Source organism: Neobacillus ginsengisoli (assembly GCF_030813055.1).
Genome location: NZ_JAUSTW010000010.1, coordinates 1 through 19,439 on the forward strand (window position 1 = coordinate 1; position 19,439 = coordinate 19,439).

The following is a 19,439-nucleotide window of genomic DNA, read 5'->3' on the forward strand; positions in this document are numbered from 1 at the left end:
GGAGCAAGCTCCTAAAGATTCGCTCGACTTGCATGTATTAGGCACGCCGCCAGCGTTCGTCCTGAGCCAGGATCAAACTCTCCAAGAAAGTTGATCAGCTCATAAAAGTTACGTTGGCTCAGCTTCACTTTCTTACGAAAGATTTGCTGATAGTTATTGTTTGTTTGCACGATTTTGTTTGTTTAGTTTTCAAAGAACTATTTTTTCAAGACAGAATATCAATATATCATTTCGCCTCGAAAGTGTCAAATACTTTTTTTAAAATAATTTCGCTTGAAATTAGCGACAAGGAATATAATATCAAAAAGAATCATATCCGTCAACCACTTTAGGAATATAAATTAAAGAAAAATATCTTCATTAATTAACATCCCTTAGCGGGAATTACTATATTACTAGTATATCCTCAAGAAGTCAACAATTAAAAGATAAAATAAATGATTATTGAAATCTCCAGTATCCGTTCAGCATCTCAAAAATATGACTTTGATTCGTTTCAGTCAGGGTTACTAAATATGGTGATTCTCCTTTTTCCTTTAAAACTTTCTTAGCCAGGCCCTCCCCAAGTGGTTCAGAGAACAAAAGCTTTGTGCCGGGCAATTCTAATTTTCTACAACGCGCATTGATTGTTGAATCAATAAAATCCCCACTTGGATTAAGATTAAACAATTTCCCCCACGTTTTTATGGTTTGGTCTAAGTTATGAACAACAAAACCAACACTCTCAAATTTTGAATTCCCAGTGTTGTGCGAACCTATTAATCCTTGTTCCTTTAATTCGGAAAATCTTCCCTCATCAGTCTTTTCCCATTGGATAAAAAATGGCGGAGAAAGCTTATTTGCGGCGTATTCAGGGAAAAGCAGGGACCATCTGATTACTTGTCCATCAGCACGAACTCGTTCACCGGGGAGTGGACCATAAACAGTAAACCCTTCTTCTTTTAGCTTTACCGCCAATTCTTCAATTTGGTCTGTTCTAACTGCTATTCTTGCAGGACCTTCCCGATTTTCTTTTGATAGTTGTTCAACGATTTGAGTAACCAGCCGATTATCTTCATGTTTTTCAGCTATCAATAAATTTTCAATTCCTAAAAACTCTATATAGCTTAAACCAAAATAAATTAGTGAGTTATAGGTTCCCCAAGATTCATGACGTCCACCGATGACACCGTGGATTCCTCTATGTTTTAAAAGAGGGATAGCCTCTTCCGGCTTTTTAAAGAACCAGACTAGATGGTCAAAAGAAAATTGCATGATAGTAATCCTTTCTCGCCTATTTTTAAAAAGCAATGAGATAGTATGTTTATGAATTAAAACAAATTATATCGACAAAAATTCTCCTAAATGTCGAGTCGGGGCTCATCTTTTTTGTTTATTTCACAAATTTCCCCTCAATATAATTAATTAAATATTTGATTAGTTTTTCTCAAAAGTGATATCAAACGTGATAAAAGCAATGCCCGAGAACGAACGAATGAAAGGTTTAAATCATTACACAACAACATTGGCAGTTGCTAGGGATGTTATTGGTTTTATATTAGATTAGAGCAAGGGCATATTAAAATGCTATAAAAAAATAGAGACACCTGTATTTTGACCATGGTGTCTCTAAGCTTTCTGTCATATTTTTAAGAGAATATTTCTTTATTTTCATCCTTCTTTTTAAACTTAATTAGCCACGTTTTCATCCGGTTTCTTGATTACTTTTTAATTGAGCGTAAATTTTTATATAGGCGGCAGCTTCTTTTACCATTCCTTTATGTTGATACATTTTACTGATTTTTTGTACAGGTGAAGGGTCCTGTGGTTTGAGTTCCATTTCCCAGAAGAAGCAATCAATGGCTTTATCGAATTGTTTAAATTCTGCATAATAATCACCCAATTCCATCATCCGATCTGGATCTTCTAACAATCCTAACATTTTCGTCATTTTGGGAATCACCGCTGAATGCGGGAGTAATTTTTGTATAGGTAAAAGTTTATCAAGAACAGTTTTGAGACTATGCTCTTCAAGCAGGATAACAGCAAATTGAAAGATTTTTTGTTCTGTTTGTTTGGAATTATCTTTGTCGACTAGCTGTTGAAGCATAAAGATGAAATCATCCAGGTGAGATACTACAAATCCGGCATTCAAATTCCCCCATAATATATTTAGAATTGCATCAAAGGCAGGGGGCAGATCATGGATAAAATTCAATAAATATAAGGCGGCTTTTTCATAATTACCTTTTTGAACCAATTTTTCAATAATTAACTTGGTCTCCTTTAACTCTCGATACGGATTGATTTTCACATGTCCTAAAATTAATATCCATTCTTCCATTGTGACTAACTGTAAAGCAATACCAGTATACTTTTCAAGCGATTCAGCTTTTTGATGCTTTTCTACTTTTTCTAACCAAAGCAATAATAAATCGACTAAACCATCTTGTTTTCCTAAGATTTCTTCTAAAAATATACGCTTATCTGGATTCGATCTATTTTGGAAGCAATGTAATTCAATAAAAAGAGGATCCTTTTTTTGTATGGAAGGTAAACTCGAGGAGTTGTAAAAACTGTGGTAAGTATTGAATTCTTTTGAATTCAGACGCTCATTTGCTGATTTAAGCGTAGGTGCAAAATCACTTAAAATTTGAATAACCTGAAATGACTTAATAAAATTTCCGCTTCTTCTATAGTGAAAATAGACCTTGTCGATTATTTTTATAAGCTGCTCCTTTTCAAAAAATGAGTCAAGTGTTGTAGCAATATAGGCTAATTCCTGTAGAGAATACTGGATTTGGATTAGAGAGAAGAGTTTATTTTTATTTGGAACAGAAACGGTTAGATTGGGGATTAATGCGGTTAATATCGGATGAGGAGATTCAACAACAATACCTTCACGAAATGCTTTATTTATAAATGATCCTTCCTCCACATGATCAAGTTTATCACCATAAATAAGGGTGTTTTTATAGTACACAAGAAAAAATCTATCATTTTCTTCTGTTCGAACATCCACTACTTTGCTCCTTGCAAATATGGCTGCTCGTGTAACAGCACCTTTTAAAATTTTCTTTTTATCTTTTATGAATAGTTCAGTTGGCACTACAAGCTCTTTAAACATTAACTTTGCCCCCTATCATACTGGATATCCTGATAAAAATCATTTTTTGATAAGCTTTTGTGAGTTAATTATACCATAAGTTCCAAAAAAGAGTATTTGCCGGTGCCATACAAAAAGAGTTACACAGCTGTAGTGAAAAGAAGCGGTTAAAAATTTAGATCATTATCACAAAATCTGAAATCCTTTTTGTTTATGAACTATTTATGAACAATTAATATATTGTATAAAATGTCACTGCAAAAAAAAATATTTACCACTACAATGACATCTAATTCTAAATGAAAAGGGTGTTTTTATACATGTCATCTACACGATGGCTTCCTTCTCGCTTCAATGCGATTTCACATGCGGATAACGGAGATCTCATTCTTTATAATAGTTATTCAGGGGCAATTGTGTCATTTTCGGTAGAGGAAAAACAAGAAGTGATGTCTGCCTTAAAAAGAGAAGGGCTACCGGGAGATTTGTCTGATCTTTTACAACCGTTAGCGGATGCAGGGTTTCTTGTTCCTGAAAATATTGATGAGGAAAGAAGAGCAAGCTTTTTGCATCAATCTCTTCATCGTACGGACACGATGCACCTTATCGTTATGCCTACAGAAGCGTGTAATTTCCGATGTACATATTGCTACCAAACGTTTCCCTACGGAAAGATGAAGCAGGAAGTTCGTGAAGGCTTAAAGCGACACATAGAACAAAAAGCCGGTTCCTTACAGCATTTAAACATCAGCTGGTTTGGCGGAGAACCGATGTTAGCACTTGATGTTATCCAGGAGCTAAGCGAATCCATTCTCAAAACTGTGAATCAACACGATATTTCTTATACCGCAGAAATGTCAACCAATGGATATCTTTTAACCTCGGAGGCATTCCGTTCTTTATTAAACTGGAACGTTCGCCGCTATATGATTACGCTCGATGGGATGGCTGATATCCATGATTCACGCAGATTTTTAACAGGCGGCGGAAAAACATTTGCTAGAATTATAGAAAACTTGAAAGCTATTCAGCAGATTAATGAGAATTATGAAATTTATATTCGCATTAATTTTGACGAAGCAAACTTAGATGAAATCCCGAGATTCCTTAAATATATTGGCAGCCTATTTAGTAACGATCCACGTTTCCAAATATTTTGCCGTCCGGTAGGTCGTTGGGGAGGAGCAAATGATGGCGATTTACCAATCTGCGATAACCGCACTGCAGAAACAAAAATTTGGGAATTTTCAGAGTTTGGACTGAATCAAGGACTCAATATGAGTTCCATTATTGAATCGGCCTTAATGCCTACAGGATCAGTATGTTATGCCGCCAAACCTCACTCCTTTGCAGTTGGCGCCGATGGACAATTATATAAATGCACCTGTTCTCTTGATGAGGAGTTTAATAAGGTTGGCACTTTATTTTCAAATGGTTCCATGGAAATTGATTATGACAAAATGGCTCTTTGGGTTACATCCGGAGAAGAAAAGGATTCAGTGTGCCAATCCTGTTTTTACCGTCCTTCATGCCAAGGAAACCATTGTCCTTTATATAGATTAAGAACAGGTAAACGACCTTGCTCGTATGAAAAAAGAAAAATAAAACGAGTCTTGGGTTTAATTTATAAACAAAATACTTAAGGAAGGAGTTGAAAAAGATGCGTATTTTGAAACCTGCTATTGCTCCGCAAATAGCCGCTAACTCTGGTAGACTGTCCAAATCAGTTCCAGGTAATTTAAAATAATTTTAAGTTTGTATTGGTTTCATAGTAGATCCGTTACTATAAAAAGCTGCCTCACACTCTGCAATGAGGCAGCTTTTTTTTCCGTTGAAAAAGAGTCTTTGTATCCTATATATACTTTTTCAGCTTTTCCTTTGTCTCTACATCTGCAAAGCATGCTTCAACACTATTATCGTAGATTTGTTTATAATCTTCGAAACTAATATTAAACTCGTTGAATACAATGTTGCATTCATTCGCCATATTTGTATTTGATACTGTTCTGTTGTCTGTATTAACGGTTACTTTTATTCCATCCTTGTGAAAATGATAAATCGGATGTTCACTGAAATGAGTCACTGCTTTTGTCTGGACGTTACTTGTCGGGCACATTTCAAGCACCACTTGTTTTTCCTTCACTATTTTATATGCTTCAGCACAGTCCTTAATAAATACTCCATGTCCAATTCTTTCAGCACCCAATAGTTCAACTGCTTCTAATACATTTCTTCCGATTCCTGTTTCACCGGCATGTATCGTTACTCTGTAACCATATTCTTTAGCTAAGCGAATTGGTTCTACGAATTTTCCACAAAACCCTTCCTCTTCTGATGCGCATAAGTCTATGGCAACCACTCCTTTTCCAAGGAATTTTTTACCGTTTTCTACGACCTCAAAAGCACTATCTGTAGACATCGTTCTCATACATGACAGGATTAAATTTCCTTTTATATCGAATTGATCTTCTGCAGCCTTCAAACCATCTAAGACACTTTCAATTATTTCTTCAACGTCTAAACCCCTTGCAGTGTGAAGTAACGGAGCAAATCGAACCTCCATGTATTTCACATTTTCCAGGGCTGCATCTTCAAAAAGTTCCAAGGTAATTCTTCTTAGACTCTCCTTTGACTGCATGACTAAATTTGGGATAGCAAATTTTTTCAAATATTCATCAAGTGATTCACATTCTAATGGAGCCGTGATCTCTCTTTGAATTTCCTCAATATCAAAAGAAGGTAAACTGATGCCCTCTTTCTTTGCGATATCAATGATTGTTTCCGGTCTAAGACTACCATCTAAATGGCAATGAAGTTCAATTTTAGGTAACGTTGTAAAATTCATAATAGCCTCCTAATTAAATGTTATTTATATGAATAGCAAAAAAAAATTCCTGATTACGAAGAAAATACAAATTCATGCATCTTCTTCGTAATCAGGAATTATTGGTTCCTGGTAGAGACCTCCAAACCATATCATTGGAGTTATACGAAATTTTTATTTGTTTACTTTTGTTAAAGGATAATAAAATTTATTTTTATTGTCAAGCAGGGGTTACTATTTGAATACGTATAGACTAAAACGATTGGTCATATAATTTTATTTTCTATTAATCCCGTTCAGTACCCTTTACAGTTAACTTGCATTTACAACCAACTTTCTCTTTCTCCTTATTATAGCCCATATAATGATCAGTAACGGTAGGACCGCTCCCATCAATATATTTAAAGGTACATAAGTCTTTAATAGGAATTCTGATAACTCCGAGAAATTTTTGGAAAATAATATCGCACCCACACCAATCAACCATCCCATTGGAATAACCAGAGGCTGATAGGCAGAAAGTCTGAGAATCTGAGCGGTGCCGAGACTCGCTCCGTAAAAGAATAAGGAAATCCTGATCATCAAACCGACGGTCCAAAATAGAATGGCAACTGAATCAAATCTATTCAAAACTTCCCCGGCCTTTATATAACGAACCTCCGAGAAGGTCGGAAAAGCCATATTTGCTGCCTCTGCAGGACCAAACAACGCCACAGGACCGGTAATGGGACCCATGAAGAAAAGTAAAGTGATAGCTGCTACATAAAAACCGGTTTTCATTAGTTTTTCCGGTTGTTTCACATAAGGTAGTACCATTCCTAAAACGACAAATTCACCGAACCATCCCATTACAGATAATGACCCTTTGGCAACAGGAACAACTCCATTGCCAAGGATCGGTAAAAGGTTTCCATAATCCTTATCGTTTCCAAACGTCAACAAAACAACTGTTAGTGCAATTATTACCAACACAGGCAGCATAATTTGGTTTAGTCTTGCTAATGTTTCTAATCCTAAATAAACAATGAATGCAGTCAACAGAAGAATGACTGTAACGAAGGCCCATAGCGGGGTCTCACTCATAATGAGTTTATATGCTTCACCAAACAATCGCACCCCCAAAACAGCCATGATATAGAAATAGATCAAATAGACGATTCCTATTATCTTACCGATCCATGAATAATGCTGAAAGAGAATTTCAATTAATGTGAGCCCTGGAAAACGTTGAGATAATTTTGACAAGGCAAAAATTCCGATTAAACTTAAAATAGAACCGACAATCCCTGCAATCCAGCCGTCTTGCCTGCTTTGATCCAGTACCAAAGTTAGCAAAATCAAATGCCCAATAATGGTCAAAGAGGTAATTGCCAGCATGGCCGCCTGAATATTACTGATTCTGATTTTTCCCCCCACATTGTTTCCTCCTTTCATTACTATAGAGGTGATAAAAGATTTAGTAGTTTCGATATTGAAAACAGATCCGGGGTATTATAAATCGTTAGGACCCCGCCTACAATGGCCAGACCTATAAGACCAAGTTGAGCAATTAAGGTTTTATACTCTTTCTTTTTCCAAATGAAGTACACATGGAGCCCTGAAGTACCAAAGACCACCAAAATGAATAATAAACTGAGCAAAATATTCATTTCTTCACCTTCCTCGTAGTCCGTAACGCGAAATATTCGCTCGGACTTTTACATGAACTTGCATTTCCTTTAATCCGCCCTTTCTCCATTCTGAAGAGATCTCCTTCCATTCTTTTGGGTATTTCCGATAAATGGACTCCCCAAAATCAAAAATATCAGCTTGCCACTCCTGCTTCACCTTGGCAAATGTTTGCATTACTTCTTGCCTAATCAATCCTCTTAGCTGCTTATTCATTTCTTCTAATTCATCCGAACTTAGATTTATATTCTGGCAAGTAATTTGACCGATATCTCCATCCACCTTGATAGCAAGGTCCATTTCCGGTTTACCATTTACAATTTGAGGAGATAATTGAGACGTTGTATGCTTAATTTGCAAACTAATGGTTCCACTTTCTTTTCTTGGACAATTTAATACTATAACATCATTTTGTAACTTCCCGTTCACCCAAAGAACACCTCGAGACTCCTTTTTGTTTAGGAATCCCATTAAATGTGCCTTTTTGAATACAGCTGTTCCCTGTATTCTATATGCTGCATTGGAATTTTGTTTTGTCTCGCTTTTATTGGAATTTTGTTTTGTCTCGCTTTTTAAAGTGGCTTTTTTATCTTGGGTCCTACTTTGATTAGTTCCAGACACCGCTTGCTCCACTTGTATTCCTTTTTCCTGTGCCAAGCTAATCTCACCTGTGAAGGGGTCCTTCATATTCATTGTTAAAGCTTCTGAAAATTGACTGAGATCATGTACCATGTTAGTTGAAGAAAGCTGCTTGGTCCTGATAAAATCTTGAATTTCTGAACCTAAAGGTGTTTCTAACTGTGTAGGCGTTTTAATTATGTCACTTGCCTTCCCCTTCGTGACTAACATTTGAATATTGGGCCGAAAATCATTTTCTCTTTTCAAAAAATCCAACGACTCTTTCATACTTTCACTTGCCGCTTTCTCTCCGAAAATAACAACCTGAACATGTCCCAAGTAGAATTGTTTAGAGGTTGAAGTAGCTAGTTGACTTAAAGCTTCTAATAAACTTCTTCCTTTACCTATTTTAATTAAAGCCTGATTTTGTCCGCTTCCGCTGGATGTCTGTGAAACTGGACTTTGAGGATTCGCAATTAACGCAGTAAGTTTATATTGACCTCCTTCATCCTTGTCGACACCCATTACATTCAGAATAGCAAGATCCGTTGTTTCCCGACTGCTCCAACAACCAGTTAATGAAAAAGAACCCATCAATATGATAAAAGTTAACAATAAGCAGCGGGCCTTCTCACGGTTATGCTTTATCATCTGCATCCACCTCTTCATTTTTCCTTGAAGGATTTGAATCGTTTGGACCCGCACGATGAATGTTTTTAATGTTTAAACCAGGAGGACGGGTTTCCATCGCCCACCACGGAGCCCGTATAAAAACATCTTTCCATCCTTCTTTTCTAGCAGGGGAAACAGGAGAAAAATAAGGAACACCGAAAGAACGCAAGCTTACTAGGTGAGCCAATGCAAACATTAGACCGACAAGTATCCCCATAAATCCAAATAATCCAGCCAATAAAAGCAAAGGTAATCCTAAAAACCGGATCACTTGATGAAATGCATAGTTTGGTAAGATAAACGAAACTAAAGCTGTTACTGAAACCACGACAGTCATGACAGGACCGATAATTCCAGCTTGAACAGCAGCTTGGCTTATCAGTACAAGTCCTAATATCGTGACAACAGCGCCACCAAACGGTTTTGGCATCCGCAGCCCAGCCTCCCGAACTAATTCAAACGTAATTACCATGAAAAATGCTTCCACCACTATTGGGTAAGGTAAATTTTCACGGCTTGCCGCAATCCTTAGTAAAAGAGGAGTTTGAAGTAAATCTTGGTGAAATGTCGTCATGGCCACATAGAAGCTAGGGAGAATAAGCGTAATAAAAAGTCCCAAAAAACGAATCCAGCGGGTAAAGGTAGCAATGAGCGAGCCATTATAATAATCCTCATTCGAGTGAAGAAATTCGACAAATACAGCTGGTGCCGTTAGCACAAAGGGTGTTCCGTCCGTCAAAATAGCAACTTTCCCGTCTAACAAGGCTGCGCATACCCGATCAGGGCGTTCTGTGCTATAAACAGTTGGAAAAGGAGACCACCGTGTATCTGCAATCATCGATTCTAAGTAATGACTTTCCAAAACACCATCGATATCTATACGGGATAATCGATGATGAACTTCATCCACTACCTTTTCATCGGCAATCCCCTTAATATAAACCACGCTTAACTCAGTGTTCGTCTGTTTTCCAACCCGCAAGTGATTGACTTTAAGTGAAGGATTCCGTACCTTCCTGCGAATCATCATCAAATTCGTTTCAATATTTTCCACAAATCCTTCTCTTGGTCCTCGAACCATTGGCTCTGCAACAGGCTCTTGCACTGCTCTACCTGTTTCATTAATGGAATGAAACAAAAAGGCATGATCTATTTTGTCAATTAACAACACCGTATAACCAGACAAAATATGATCAATAACGGTTTCCAAACTATTCACTTCATTAGTGTTGCTAAAAGCGAAACCGTTACGAATATAGGATTTAATTGCATCGGAAGACTCCGTTTCAGATGAACCTATGTATTTATTGAAACCTTGATCTAACTCAAACAGTGCATGACTATTTACCATTTCTGACAAATAGATAAGACATCCAGGAATTGTATTAAAATGAATTGAATGAAATACAAGATCGTCACAACTATCAAATGTATCTTGTAGAAGAGCCAAATTTTGCTCTAGAGATAACGATAGATAAGTTTGAACTAAATTCTTAGAATGTAGAATGGATTGTTTTTTTAAAACCGACCTTTTCATTAAGAACACACCTCCCTACAGGTAGTGTCCTATTAATAGGAATTTTTATTCGTTATTTCCAATTTTTATTGGTAAATAATATAAGAGGGGATCAAGCATTTATGGTCATATGGAGGAAGAAGAAATATAATGTGAAATCCTTCAGGAAAAATGTTTTCGAGGGCGATGCCAACTATTGATCGTAAATTCTTAAAGCATTAATCGATGTTATTTTACAGAAAAAAGATGCCCTCTTCCTTTGAGAGCATCTTTTTTCATGTGGCAGGAGCGTCAATTTATTTTGTTAACAATGTTAGAACAGTATCCAACACTATATTTACGCCCTTTTCACAATCTTCCCAAGTGGTTAGTTCTTCTTCACAATGGCTTTTTCCGTTAATACTTGGAACAAATACCATGGCTGAAGGTACATAGCCGGCAATGAATTGAGCGTCATGGCCCGCACCGCTAACCATTCTTTTATTTGAATATCCCAGAGATTGTGCTGATTGGTCTAACGTTTTTAGAATTTCCTGATCAAACCAAACCGTATCCCGTTCCCATAATTTGGTCGTTTTTACTTCGCAGCCCTCGTTTAATCCTAAATACGGAAGTCCTTGGATGAAATCCTTAACAGTGCTTACGATCTCCGTATCTTTATGTCTTGCTTCCAGTGAAAATACAACCTTATTTGGAATGACTGTGTGGATACTCGGATAAACATTTACTCTTCCAATGGTAAAAACTAACTCATTATCTATAGAACCCAAGCGCCTGCGGATTTCATTTATTAAGTTATTGGCTGCAAAAAGAGCATCTTTTCTCATATTCATCGGGGTTGTTCCGGCATGATCCGATTCGCCCGTCACTTCAATCTCATAGCATGCCATCCCGACCACACATTCAACAACACCGATCGAAAGCGCTTCTTTTTCCAGGATAGGGCCTTGTTCAATATGCAATTCTATATAGGCCGAAGCTTCTTTTAGTCGGTTCTCTTCCTCACCATTGTATCCAATGGACTGCAAAGCTTCCTCAAATGTAATTCCCTCTGAATCTTTCTTTTTTAACATGCCAGATTTATCAAATTTCCCTGATAGCACGCCGGAAGCCATCATCGAAGGTTCAAATCTCGCACCCTCTTCATTTGTCCAGTTGACAATCGTAATTGGAATTTGTGGTTTAATATGATTCTCCACCAATGTCCGTACTACTTCCAAACCGGCAACGACACCCAGTACTCCGTCAAACCGGCCGCCTTTTTTTACTGTATCCAGATGGGATCCAATGACAATTGGAGGTTTATTTTCAGTTCCTTCAAGTGTGGCATACATGCTGCCCATATCATCCACCTTGACTGTCAAACCTAATTCTTCACAACAAGTACAAAAGTAATCTCTGACTAAACGATCTTCTTCTGATAATGACAACCGCGTTACCCCGTTGTTTACAGTACGTCCAAAGTTTGCAAATCGTTCAAGTTCATCTTTAAGTCTTTCCCCATTAATCAATAACTTTTGTCGTTGCATAAATAAACACTCCTTTTTATTATGGATAGGTATACTCACCAATAGAAATAAATACTTGAAGCATTCAGTTATTTCATCTGTAAGTGTTTCTCCCGGAGTTAGGGCAAAGAGAGCATGGCTTCGCCAAGAACTGCAAAAGCTGATATTCAGTTTTAGTAATGCTTTGAGTTTAGTAGAAACGACAAATAAGCCGTTTTAGTCTGTATTTATGTAAATATTCAGTTATTATTAATTATACAACAGTACCTATAGCTGTCATTAGACAAAACATCAAATTTTCCTCATAATTTGTTTTATAGTTTGTATGATTTTAATAAAAAAACAATTTAGATTCTACAATATAGATTAAAAGTTATAAAAATCCTTTTGTACCAAGCTTTTAACTCCATTTAATCAAACGTTTAATTAGTCCCGTTTTCTTACCGGGCAACTCTCCAATAAATTAATTCTTCATCTTTTTTATATTTTTCAAAGCCCGCCTTTTCCAGTACCTTTTGTGAACCTACGTTATTGTGGAGGCAGTCGGCGGTAACCATTTTTACTTCCGGCAATGTAAATAACCATGAAACTAAAGCTGTTACTATTTCTGTAGTGTAGCCTTTCCCGCGATAATCGGGGACAACTCCATAGCCGATATCAACTGTTCCTTCCTCATTTGGTCCGCCCTTGCAGCCTAATTCCCCAATTAACGTGTTATCCCCTTTATGAATAATAAGACCGCTCCATTTTGCCTTTTCAGGGTTCTTTTCTAAAGAGGCTGCGATATATGAAAGTATTTCTGCAAAATCCTTGTTTGGCCATTGCTTTGATACATTGTATGGGAAGATCCTTTCTAATAGCTGAATTTCCTTCGCTGCGGCTGTAGCATATTCCGGCAAGAAATCTATTAATACTAATCTTTCAGTTTCTAAATTTGGCATGTTTACCTCCAATAAGATTTTTCATCTATACCTATTTCAATTTTATTGGATAAATTCCTTTTTTATAAATAAAAAACTCCTCAATGTCGAGGAGTTAGAGCATTTCTTACTATAAACTGTACATTCCACGCGGACAAATACAGCGTTTTGTCCACGGACGGTGCCTGTCACCATTATGCTTCTACAATATTCGGTTGCTGGTAGATTTCTTCCTCCAATTCTCCTGTTGCTTTGCTGGTTAAGATGCCGGCTGTCATGGCGCCGCTGACGTTTAAGGCGGTACGCCCCATGTCGATTAAAGGCTCAACAGAGATGAGTAAACCGACAATGGCAATTGGAAGGTTCATTACCGATAATACGATGAGGGCTGCGAAGGTTGCTCCGCCGCCGACACCTGCGACACCCAATGAACTAATCGCCACTACCAGTATCAATGTGATAATAAAGGAGGCACTCGTAGGATCGATGCCCGTAGAGGGAGCGACCATTACCGCTAACATCGCCGGGTATATACCCGCACACCCGTTTTGACCAATGGTAAGTCCAAAGGATCCTGCAAAGTTCGCAATCCCTTCCGATACGCCAAAATCCTTTGTTTGCGACTTTATCGTTAATGGTAACGTGCCTGCACTTGTCCGTGACGTAAAGGCAAAGGTTAAGGTTGGCAACCCTTTTTTTACATACCTGGAAGGGCTAAGATTTGCAAATGTTAAAAGTAATAGGTGGACGACAAACATCACGAAAAGAGCAACATAAGAGGCAATGACGAACTTACCTAATTTCGCAATCGCTGCATAATCGCTTGTCGCTGTAACCCTCGTCATGATCGCAAGAATTCCATATGGCGTTAAACGAAGAATCATCGTGACAATCCTCATGGTGACCGAGTATATCGTATCGATTATTTTTGCAAAAAATTCCCCGTGCTCGGGATCCTTCCGTTTTACTCCTAGGTAGGCAATCCCGACAAAGGCTGCAAAAATAACGACTGCAATTGTCGATGTCGGGCGGGCACCCGTTAAATCTTGAAACGGATTACTTGGGAGCAATTGAAGGATTTGCTGCGGGAGCGTTACATCTTTTACACTAACGACAGCTTGCTGTAATTGTTGATTACGGGCAGCTTCTGCAGTACCCTGATCTAAATGAATACCATCCAGACCAAATCCTAGTGCGGAGCCAATTCCAATCGCTGCCGCAACAGCTGTTGTTCCAAGCAAAATTCCAATGACAAGGAAACTAATCTTTCCAATATTCTTGGTCAATTTTAATTTCGTAAAAGCTCCGACAATCGAAATAAAGACAAGCGGCATGACAACCATTTGCAACAGTTTCACATAACCATTGCCGACAATATTAAACCAATCGATTGAACCTGCTGTAACCTTGTGTGTTGTACCATAGATTAAATGAATAATAAAACCAAATATAATACCTAAACCCAATGCCGTGAAAACACGCTTTGAAAAGGACACATGCTTTTTTTGCATCATGAACAAACCAAAAATGAGCAAAAGTAAAACGGCGATATTCACGATAATCAGAAATGTGTTCATTATATTCCCTCCTTTTGTTATCAATTTATGAACAATGTATTGGACTTATTCTTATGAGTAAGGACAGGATTATTAAGTCTTTGTAATTTTTTCAAAAAGCCTTGGAAAAACTAAAAAAAGAGGAGGTTATCCATTTAACAGGATAACTCTCCTCTGCTTAACATTTGCTGAAGGCCAGGAACAAGATTAAACATTAAAAATACTGTAAAAGTGAGTAAGGAAATCCTTCCAAACAAATTCTTATGTATATATTCGTCACCTTTCAAATTAGTTAGACATCATTAGCATAACTAATTAATATTATTTTTAGAAGTCTAAACAATACCCTTATTACTGCTACCACTTAAATACATCCCATTATTTTGCTTACCGCGGATGGTTAAATTATATGTTTCCAGGGCCACTGCCGCTTTTTTTAATTCATTAACCAATGTCGTCCTGCCAATATTCATATCAAAAGCCAGCTCATCCAGGGTATTCATTTCATCGCTGTTTATTAATCGGTCAATGATAAAAGCGATACGTCGTTGTGGTGAATCCAGCCTGTTTTTTTCTGAATGAATTTTTCCAATCAGGTCATCAAACAATTGCTTATCCTTAATAGCTAAGCAGTAGCCTTTACCCTTATCGTTCTCTAATACAGCGATTCCACCTAAGTCGCTGTTAAGCTGCTTAATATAGTTGCGGATGGTTCTGGTACTAACCCCAATTGTTGAAGCCAGATAATCTAATGAGCAGTAGTTTTTTTTCCCGGTCAATTCGATTATCTGGATTACCCGATCATCCATACTTAAATCAGACATTTATTCACCACCTTCTTCAATCGAACCATTGCTATAAGTAATAATTATAGCGAAAAAAATATCGAGTCGACAAAATAAAATTTCAGATTGAACATTCTATTGAACAATCGTTTTAAGGCATTTTCTGATGTCATTAGCTCTTACTTAACCTCGGGATTTTCCACCTGAGATATTTAACGTAGTTCCGGTTATATAACTTGCACGGTCTGAAGCAAGGTAAGAAACCAAATCGCCTATTTCCTTCAATTTCCCTTCTCTTTTTTCACTTAAAATTGAAAAGGGTTGCATTATTTGCAAAAATACAAAAAGAAGGATTGAGCAATTTTCATTGTTCAATCCTTCTTTTTGAGTCTTGTCCACTATACGCGGACAAATTTCAACATTTGTCCACGAACGGTGACAGGCACTGTAATGTACTGTAATGTCACTATTTTATTTCTTCTTCGCGTGCTTCCTCATATCAAACGCGACTGCGACGACGATGATGGCGCCTTTTACGATGTATTGAATGTATGGGCTTACGCCAAGGAAGGCTAGGCCGTAGTTGATGATTTGGAAGATGAGTACCCCGGTGATAACGCCGGGTACTGTTCCGATACCGCCTGATAGTGATACGCCGCCGACCACGCACGCTGCGATGGCATCAAGTTCGTACATATTCCCTGTGTTGTTGGTTGCACTGCCAACGCGGCCAGCTTCAAGCGTACCTGAGAAACCGTACAATAACCCGGCAATCATGTAAATAATAATAATGTTCTTAGCCACGTTAACACCGGAAACCTTCGCCGCTTCAGGATTGCCTCCGATGGCGTACATGTTTTTACCAAGCTGTGTTTTATTCCAAATCACCCAAATAAGGATGATGGCAACAATAGCGTAAAGAACGAGATACGGAATTTGGTATTGACCAATTGGAATACCTTTCTGAGCAAACGTTGTAAAGCTTTGGCTCAAACCGCCAATTGGCTGTGCACCATAAGGCGGGCGGTCAAAATACATGGAATTAAGACCATAGACGATGATCATCATCCCTAATGTTGCGATAAAAGGCGGAACATGAAGCTTTGATACAATCACACCATTGAACGCTCCAATAAGTCCTGTTGCCGCCATAGCAATTAAAATCGGGACAATCAGCGGCAATTCATGTAGGTGCGGATACATTTTATACGCATAATCAGATGCTTGAAGCAGTGACGCTGAGACAACGGCAGCAAGTCCTACCATCCTTCCTGCCGATAAGTCTGTACCGGCTGTAATCAGGATTCCGGCCATTCCAAGCGCAATGATAATCCTCGAGGATGATTGACTTAAAATATTAATAAAATTTGTAACGGATAGAAAGTCTGGAGAAGCGATTACGATCCCAATGACCAGCAGGATTAAAAACACATAAATTACATTATCAAAAAGCCATTTCTTGATATTGCTTTTTTGTGAAACTGAGTTATTCATTTGCATCTCCTCCTAATACAAAGCTGCCAATCGCATGATTTCTTCTTGGGACGTTTTTGCCGTTTCTACGATTCCCGCTGCTTTTCCATTACTCATAACTAAAATTCGGTCTGTAACACCCAGAAGCTCCGGCATTTCGGAAGAAATCATAATAATTCCCTTTCCGTCGGCTGCTAACTGGTTAATTAGCTGGTAAATCTCAAACTTTGCCCCTACATCAATTCCCCTTGTTGGTTCATCGAGCAACAGGATTTCCGGATTAGTAAGCAGCCAGCGTCCAATAATCACCTTTTGTTGGTTCCCGCCTGATAAACTTCCGATGGATGTTTTTTGAGTAGGTGTCTTGACTTTCATGGAATCAATCACCCATTTTGTATCATCGAACACTTTTCGGTCTGATAGAAATATGCCATTGGTTTTGTATTGCCGGAGATTTGAAATGATAGAGTTAAAACTTATGCTCAAATCAGGGTAGATACCTGTAGTTCTTCTTTCTTCGGTAACAAGAGCGAAGCCATTTTTAATGGCGTGTTGAGGCGATGGATTTTGAACGGCCTTCCCATTTAGTTCAATCGTTCCTGATTTCAATGCCCTTATCCCAAATAAGGCTTCAACCACTTCAGTGCGCTTCGAACCGACCAAGCCGGCAATTCCCAATATTTCTCCTTTTCTAAGCTCAAAATTCACATTAGAAAAAGATGGCTGCGTTTCAGCTGTTAAATCAGTTACCTTCAAAATTATGTCTCCGGGCTGATTCATTTTAGTTGGGAAGCGCTGTGATAAGTCACGTCCAACCATCAGCTTAATGATTTCATCTGTTGTTAATTCCTTGGCGCTTTTCGTCGCAATATACTGACCGTCACGCATAATTGTAACTTCGTCTGAGATTTTTAAAATCTCTTCCATTTTGTGAGAAATATAGATAATAGCGACATTCTCCGTTTGCAGCTTTCGGATAATCTTAAATAAATGGTTTACTTCATTTTCTGTTAGGGACGAAGTCGGTTCATCCATGACAATGAGCTTTGAATGATAGGAAACCGCTTTTGCAATTTCCACCATCTGCATTTCGGAAACGGATAATGTACTGACCTTATTTCTTGGGTCTATATTAATGTCAAGGCTTTTAAAAATTGCTAATGTGTCCTCGTACATTTTCTTTTCATCGATGAAAATACCCTTTTTCGGATATCGACCGAGCCAAATATTATCCATAACATTCTGTTGACGTACTTGGTTTAGTTCCTGGTGCACCATGGAAACGCCGTTTTCCAGTGCTTGTTTGGAATTAGCAAACGAAACCTCTTGTCCATTAAAAAGAATTTTGCCTTCGTCCATTGAATAAATGCCGAATAAGCATTTCATTAACGTCGATTTTCCCGCACCATTTTCGCCCATTAAGGCATGTACGGTTCCTGCCTTTACTTTCAGCGAAACATTTTGTAGAGCGATCACTCCCGGAAATCTTTTTGTTAAATTAATCATTTCTAGTAAATTAGTCGTACTAGCTTCTGACATAAGCGAACCTCCTCGCCAACCTATCTAAAAAATATGAGAGGCACAAGATGTGCATCTCATATTTTAGTAATTTCATTTTTATTTGTATGCGTCTTGTCCAACTTGTAGATTATCTTTTGTAACGATTACATATGGTACACGAACGGCTTTGGAATCATCCAGCTTCCAGTTTGTTCCTGCTAATACATCCTTACCATTTGCTGCATTCGTTGCTAAGTCAATTGTTGCTTTACCTTGGTTTTTCGCGTCATTCAATACGGTACCGACCATTTTTCCTTTACCAATCATTTCCAGGGCCTCTGGGATCGCGTCAACACCCACAACCGGCATAAATTTGTTGTTCGTGAAATATCCTGCTTTTTCAAGAGAAGCAATCGCACCTAAGGCCATACCGTCGTTGTTAGCAATAACGAATTCAATTTTGTCACTATATTTCGCTAACCATGCATCCATTTTTTCTGTTGCTTTTGTTGCATCCCACATTGCTGTATCCATCGCTAATTCTTGCACTTTAATGCCTTTTGATTTAAGTGTGTCAATAACATATTTTGTACGAGCCTCTGCATCTGGGTGACCTGGCTCACCTTTTAGTAAAACATATTGAAGGACGCCGTCATGATTTTTGTCCCATTTATCTTTGTTAGCTTCCCAAGCCTTAGCAATCATTTCACCTTGAAGCACGCCTGATTCAGATGATTTGGTTCCTACATAGTAAGCTTTATCGTAGCTTTTCATGACACTGGCATCCGGCTCTTTGTTAAAGAAGATAACCGGAATGTTCTTAGGTTTTGCCTTGTCAATAATGGTTTGTGCTGCTTTTGGATCTACTAGGTTAATAGCTAAAGACTTTGCCCCTTTAGCTATAAGTGTATCTACCTGTTCCATCTGTTTAGATTGGTCGTTTTGGGAGTCATTTAGCATAAGGTGATCTTTTCCTTTTGCCTCAGTTTCCATTGCTCGGCGCACATAGGACATAAAGTTATCATCAAATTTGTAAATTGTCGCACCAACAGCCGGAAGGCTGCTGCCGCTATCTTTTGAGGAACTTGAAGTAGTGCTGGATGTGCTGCTGCAAGCTGTAGCTAATAGAATACTAGAAGCGACTGTTAAGGATAGCATTAACCCTTTTTTCTTTTTTAACATTTGATCATTCTCCTTTTTCTATTTACTAAAAATATGGAACCAGTTTCAGAAAAGTTTCTACTTCCCTGCTGTGTAACCCCTTACATTCATGTTAGCATGGGCGGGATTTTTCAAATAGTTCAAAACTATAGC

At 38.0% G+C, this 19,439-nt stretch carries 15 protein-coding genes, 1 rRNA gene, 1 pseudogene and 1 riboswitch; of the genes and pseudogenes, 1 reads left to right on the top strand and 16 read right to left on the bottom strand.

The window, feature by feature from the left end; all coding sequences use genetic code 11:
* The 3 genes from J2S10_RS23385 to J2S10_RS23395 form a co-directional block, all read right to left on the bottom strand.
* Positions 1 to 88: ribosomal RNA gene (locus J2S10_RS23385) — 16S ribosomal RNA — on the bottom strand; the annotation flags it as partial.
* Between the two features lie 353 nt (positions 89 to 441).
* On the bottom strand, positions 442 to 1,254 hold the full coding sequence (locus J2S10_RS23390; protein WP_307412909.1) for a VOC family protein: 813 nt from the start codon (positions 1,252 to 1,254) through the stop codon (positions 442 to 444).
* A 430-nt stretch (positions 1,255 to 1,684) separates the two neighbouring features.
* On the bottom strand, positions 1,685 to 3,106 hold the full coding sequence (locus J2S10_RS23395) for a tetratricopeptide repeat protein (RefSeq protein WP_307412913.1): 1,422 nt from the start codon (positions 3,104 to 3,106) through the stop codon (positions 1,685 to 1,687).
* Between the two features lie 299 nt (positions 3,107 to 3,405).
* Here J2S10_RS23395 and J2S10_RS23400 point away from each other — a divergent pair, with 299 nt between their 5' ends.
* Positions 3,406 to 4,728, top strand: a complete 1,323-nt coding sequence (locus J2S10_RS23400; RefSeq protein WP_307412915.1) for a radical SAM/SPASM domain-containing protein — start codon at positions 3,406 to 3,408, stop codon at positions 4,726 to 4,728.
* Between the two features lie 209 nt (positions 4,729 to 4,937).
* On the opposite strand, the gene add is transcribed toward J2S10_RS23400, so the two are convergent.
* The 13 genes and pseudogenes from add to mglB form a co-directional block, all read right to left on the bottom strand.
* Positions 4,938 to 5,930 (bottom strand): adenosine deaminase, encoded by a 993-nt coding sequence (gene add, locus J2S10_RS23405; protein WP_307412918.1) that lies wholly within the window; start codon positions 5,928 to 5,930, stop codon positions 4,938 to 4,940.
* 68 nt (positions 5,931 to 5,998) lie between these two features.
* Positions 5,999 to 6,098, bottom strand: a riboswitch (purine riboswitch).
* Between the two features lie 123 nt (positions 6,099 to 6,221).
* On the bottom strand, positions 6,222 to 7,325 hold the full coding sequence (locus J2S10_RS23410) for a GerAB/ArcD/ProY family transporter (protein WP_307412921.1): 1,104 nt from the start codon (positions 7,323 to 7,325) through the stop codon (positions 6,222 to 6,224).
* Positions 7,326 to 7,345: 20 nt separating this feature from the next.
* Complete coding sequence (locus J2S10_RS23415; protein WP_307412923.1) at positions 7,346 to 7,558, bottom strand: hypothetical protein; 213 nt, start codon at positions 7,556 to 7,558, stop codon at positions 7,346 to 7,348.
* A gap of 4 nt (positions 7,559 to 7,562) precedes the next feature.
* Complete coding sequence (locus J2S10_RS23420; protein WP_307412927.1) at positions 7,563 to 8,846, bottom strand: Ger(x)C family spore germination protein; 1,284 nt, start codon at positions 8,844 to 8,846, stop codon at positions 7,563 to 7,565.
* Positions 8,833 to 10,404 (bottom strand): spore germination protein, encoded by a 1,572-nt coding sequence (locus J2S10_RS23425; RefSeq protein ID WP_307412930.1) that lies wholly within the window; start codon positions 10,402 to 10,404, stop codon positions 8,833 to 8,835. The genes J2S10_RS23420 and J2S10_RS23425 overlap by 14 nt, the downstream gene beginning before the upstream one ends.
* Before the next feature lie 275 nt (positions 10,405 to 10,679).
* Positions 10,680 to 11,912: a Zn-dependent hydrolase gene (locus J2S10_RS23430; RefSeq protein WP_307412932.1), complete on the bottom strand. Its 1,233-nt coding sequence runs from the start codon at positions 11,910 to 11,912 to the stop codon at positions 10,680 to 10,682.
* 419 nt (positions 11,913 to 12,331) lie between these two features.
* Complete coding sequence (locus J2S10_RS23435) at positions 12,332 to 12,832, bottom strand: GNAT family N-acetyltransferase (protein ID WP_307412934.1); 501 nt, start codon at positions 12,830 to 12,832, stop codon at positions 12,332 to 12,334.
* Positions 12,833 to 13,005: 173 nt separating this feature from the next.
* Complete coding sequence (locus tag J2S10_RS23440; protein WP_307412936.1) at positions 13,006 to 14,388, bottom strand: L-cystine transporter; 1,383 nt, start codon at positions 14,386 to 14,388, stop codon at positions 13,006 to 13,008.
* A gap of 314 nt (positions 14,389 to 14,702) precedes the next feature.
* The gene (locus tag J2S10_RS23445; RefSeq protein ID WP_307412939.1) at positions 14,703 to 15,191 is read right to left on the bottom strand and encodes an HTH domain-containing protein; all 489 of its coding nucleotides are present in this window, start codon (positions 15,189 to 15,191) and stop codon (positions 14,703 to 14,705) included.
* A 144-nt stretch (positions 15,192 to 15,335) separates the two neighbouring features.
* A pseudogene (locus J2S10_RS23450) lies at positions 15,336 to 15,452 on the bottom strand (SDR family oxidoreductase); the annotation flags it as partial.
* 171 nt (positions 15,453 to 15,623) lie between these two features.
* Positions 15,624 to 16,646 carry a galactose/methyl galactoside ABC transporter permease MglC gene (mglC, locus tag J2S10_RS23455; RefSeq protein ID WP_307412941.1) on the bottom strand — a complete coding sequence of 341 codons (1,023 nt, stop codon included), beginning with the start codon at positions 16,644 to 16,646 and terminating at the stop codon, positions 15,624 to 15,626.
* A gap of 12 nt (positions 16,647 to 16,658) precedes the next feature.
* Positions 16,659 to 18,164: a galactose/methyl galactoside ABC transporter ATP-binding protein MglA gene (mglA, locus tag J2S10_RS23460; protein WP_307412942.1), complete on the bottom strand. Its 1,506-nt coding sequence runs from the start codon at positions 18,162 to 18,164 to the stop codon at positions 16,659 to 16,661.
* Positions 18,165 to 18,242: 78 nt separating this feature from the next.
* Positions 18,243 to 19,307 (bottom strand): galactose/glucose ABC transporter substrate-binding protein MglB, encoded by a 1,065-nt coding sequence (gene mglB, locus J2S10_RS23465; protein ID WP_307412943.1) that lies wholly within the window; start codon positions 19,305 to 19,307, stop codon positions 18,243 to 18,245.
* Positions 19,308 to 19,439 lie beyond the last annotated feature (132 nt).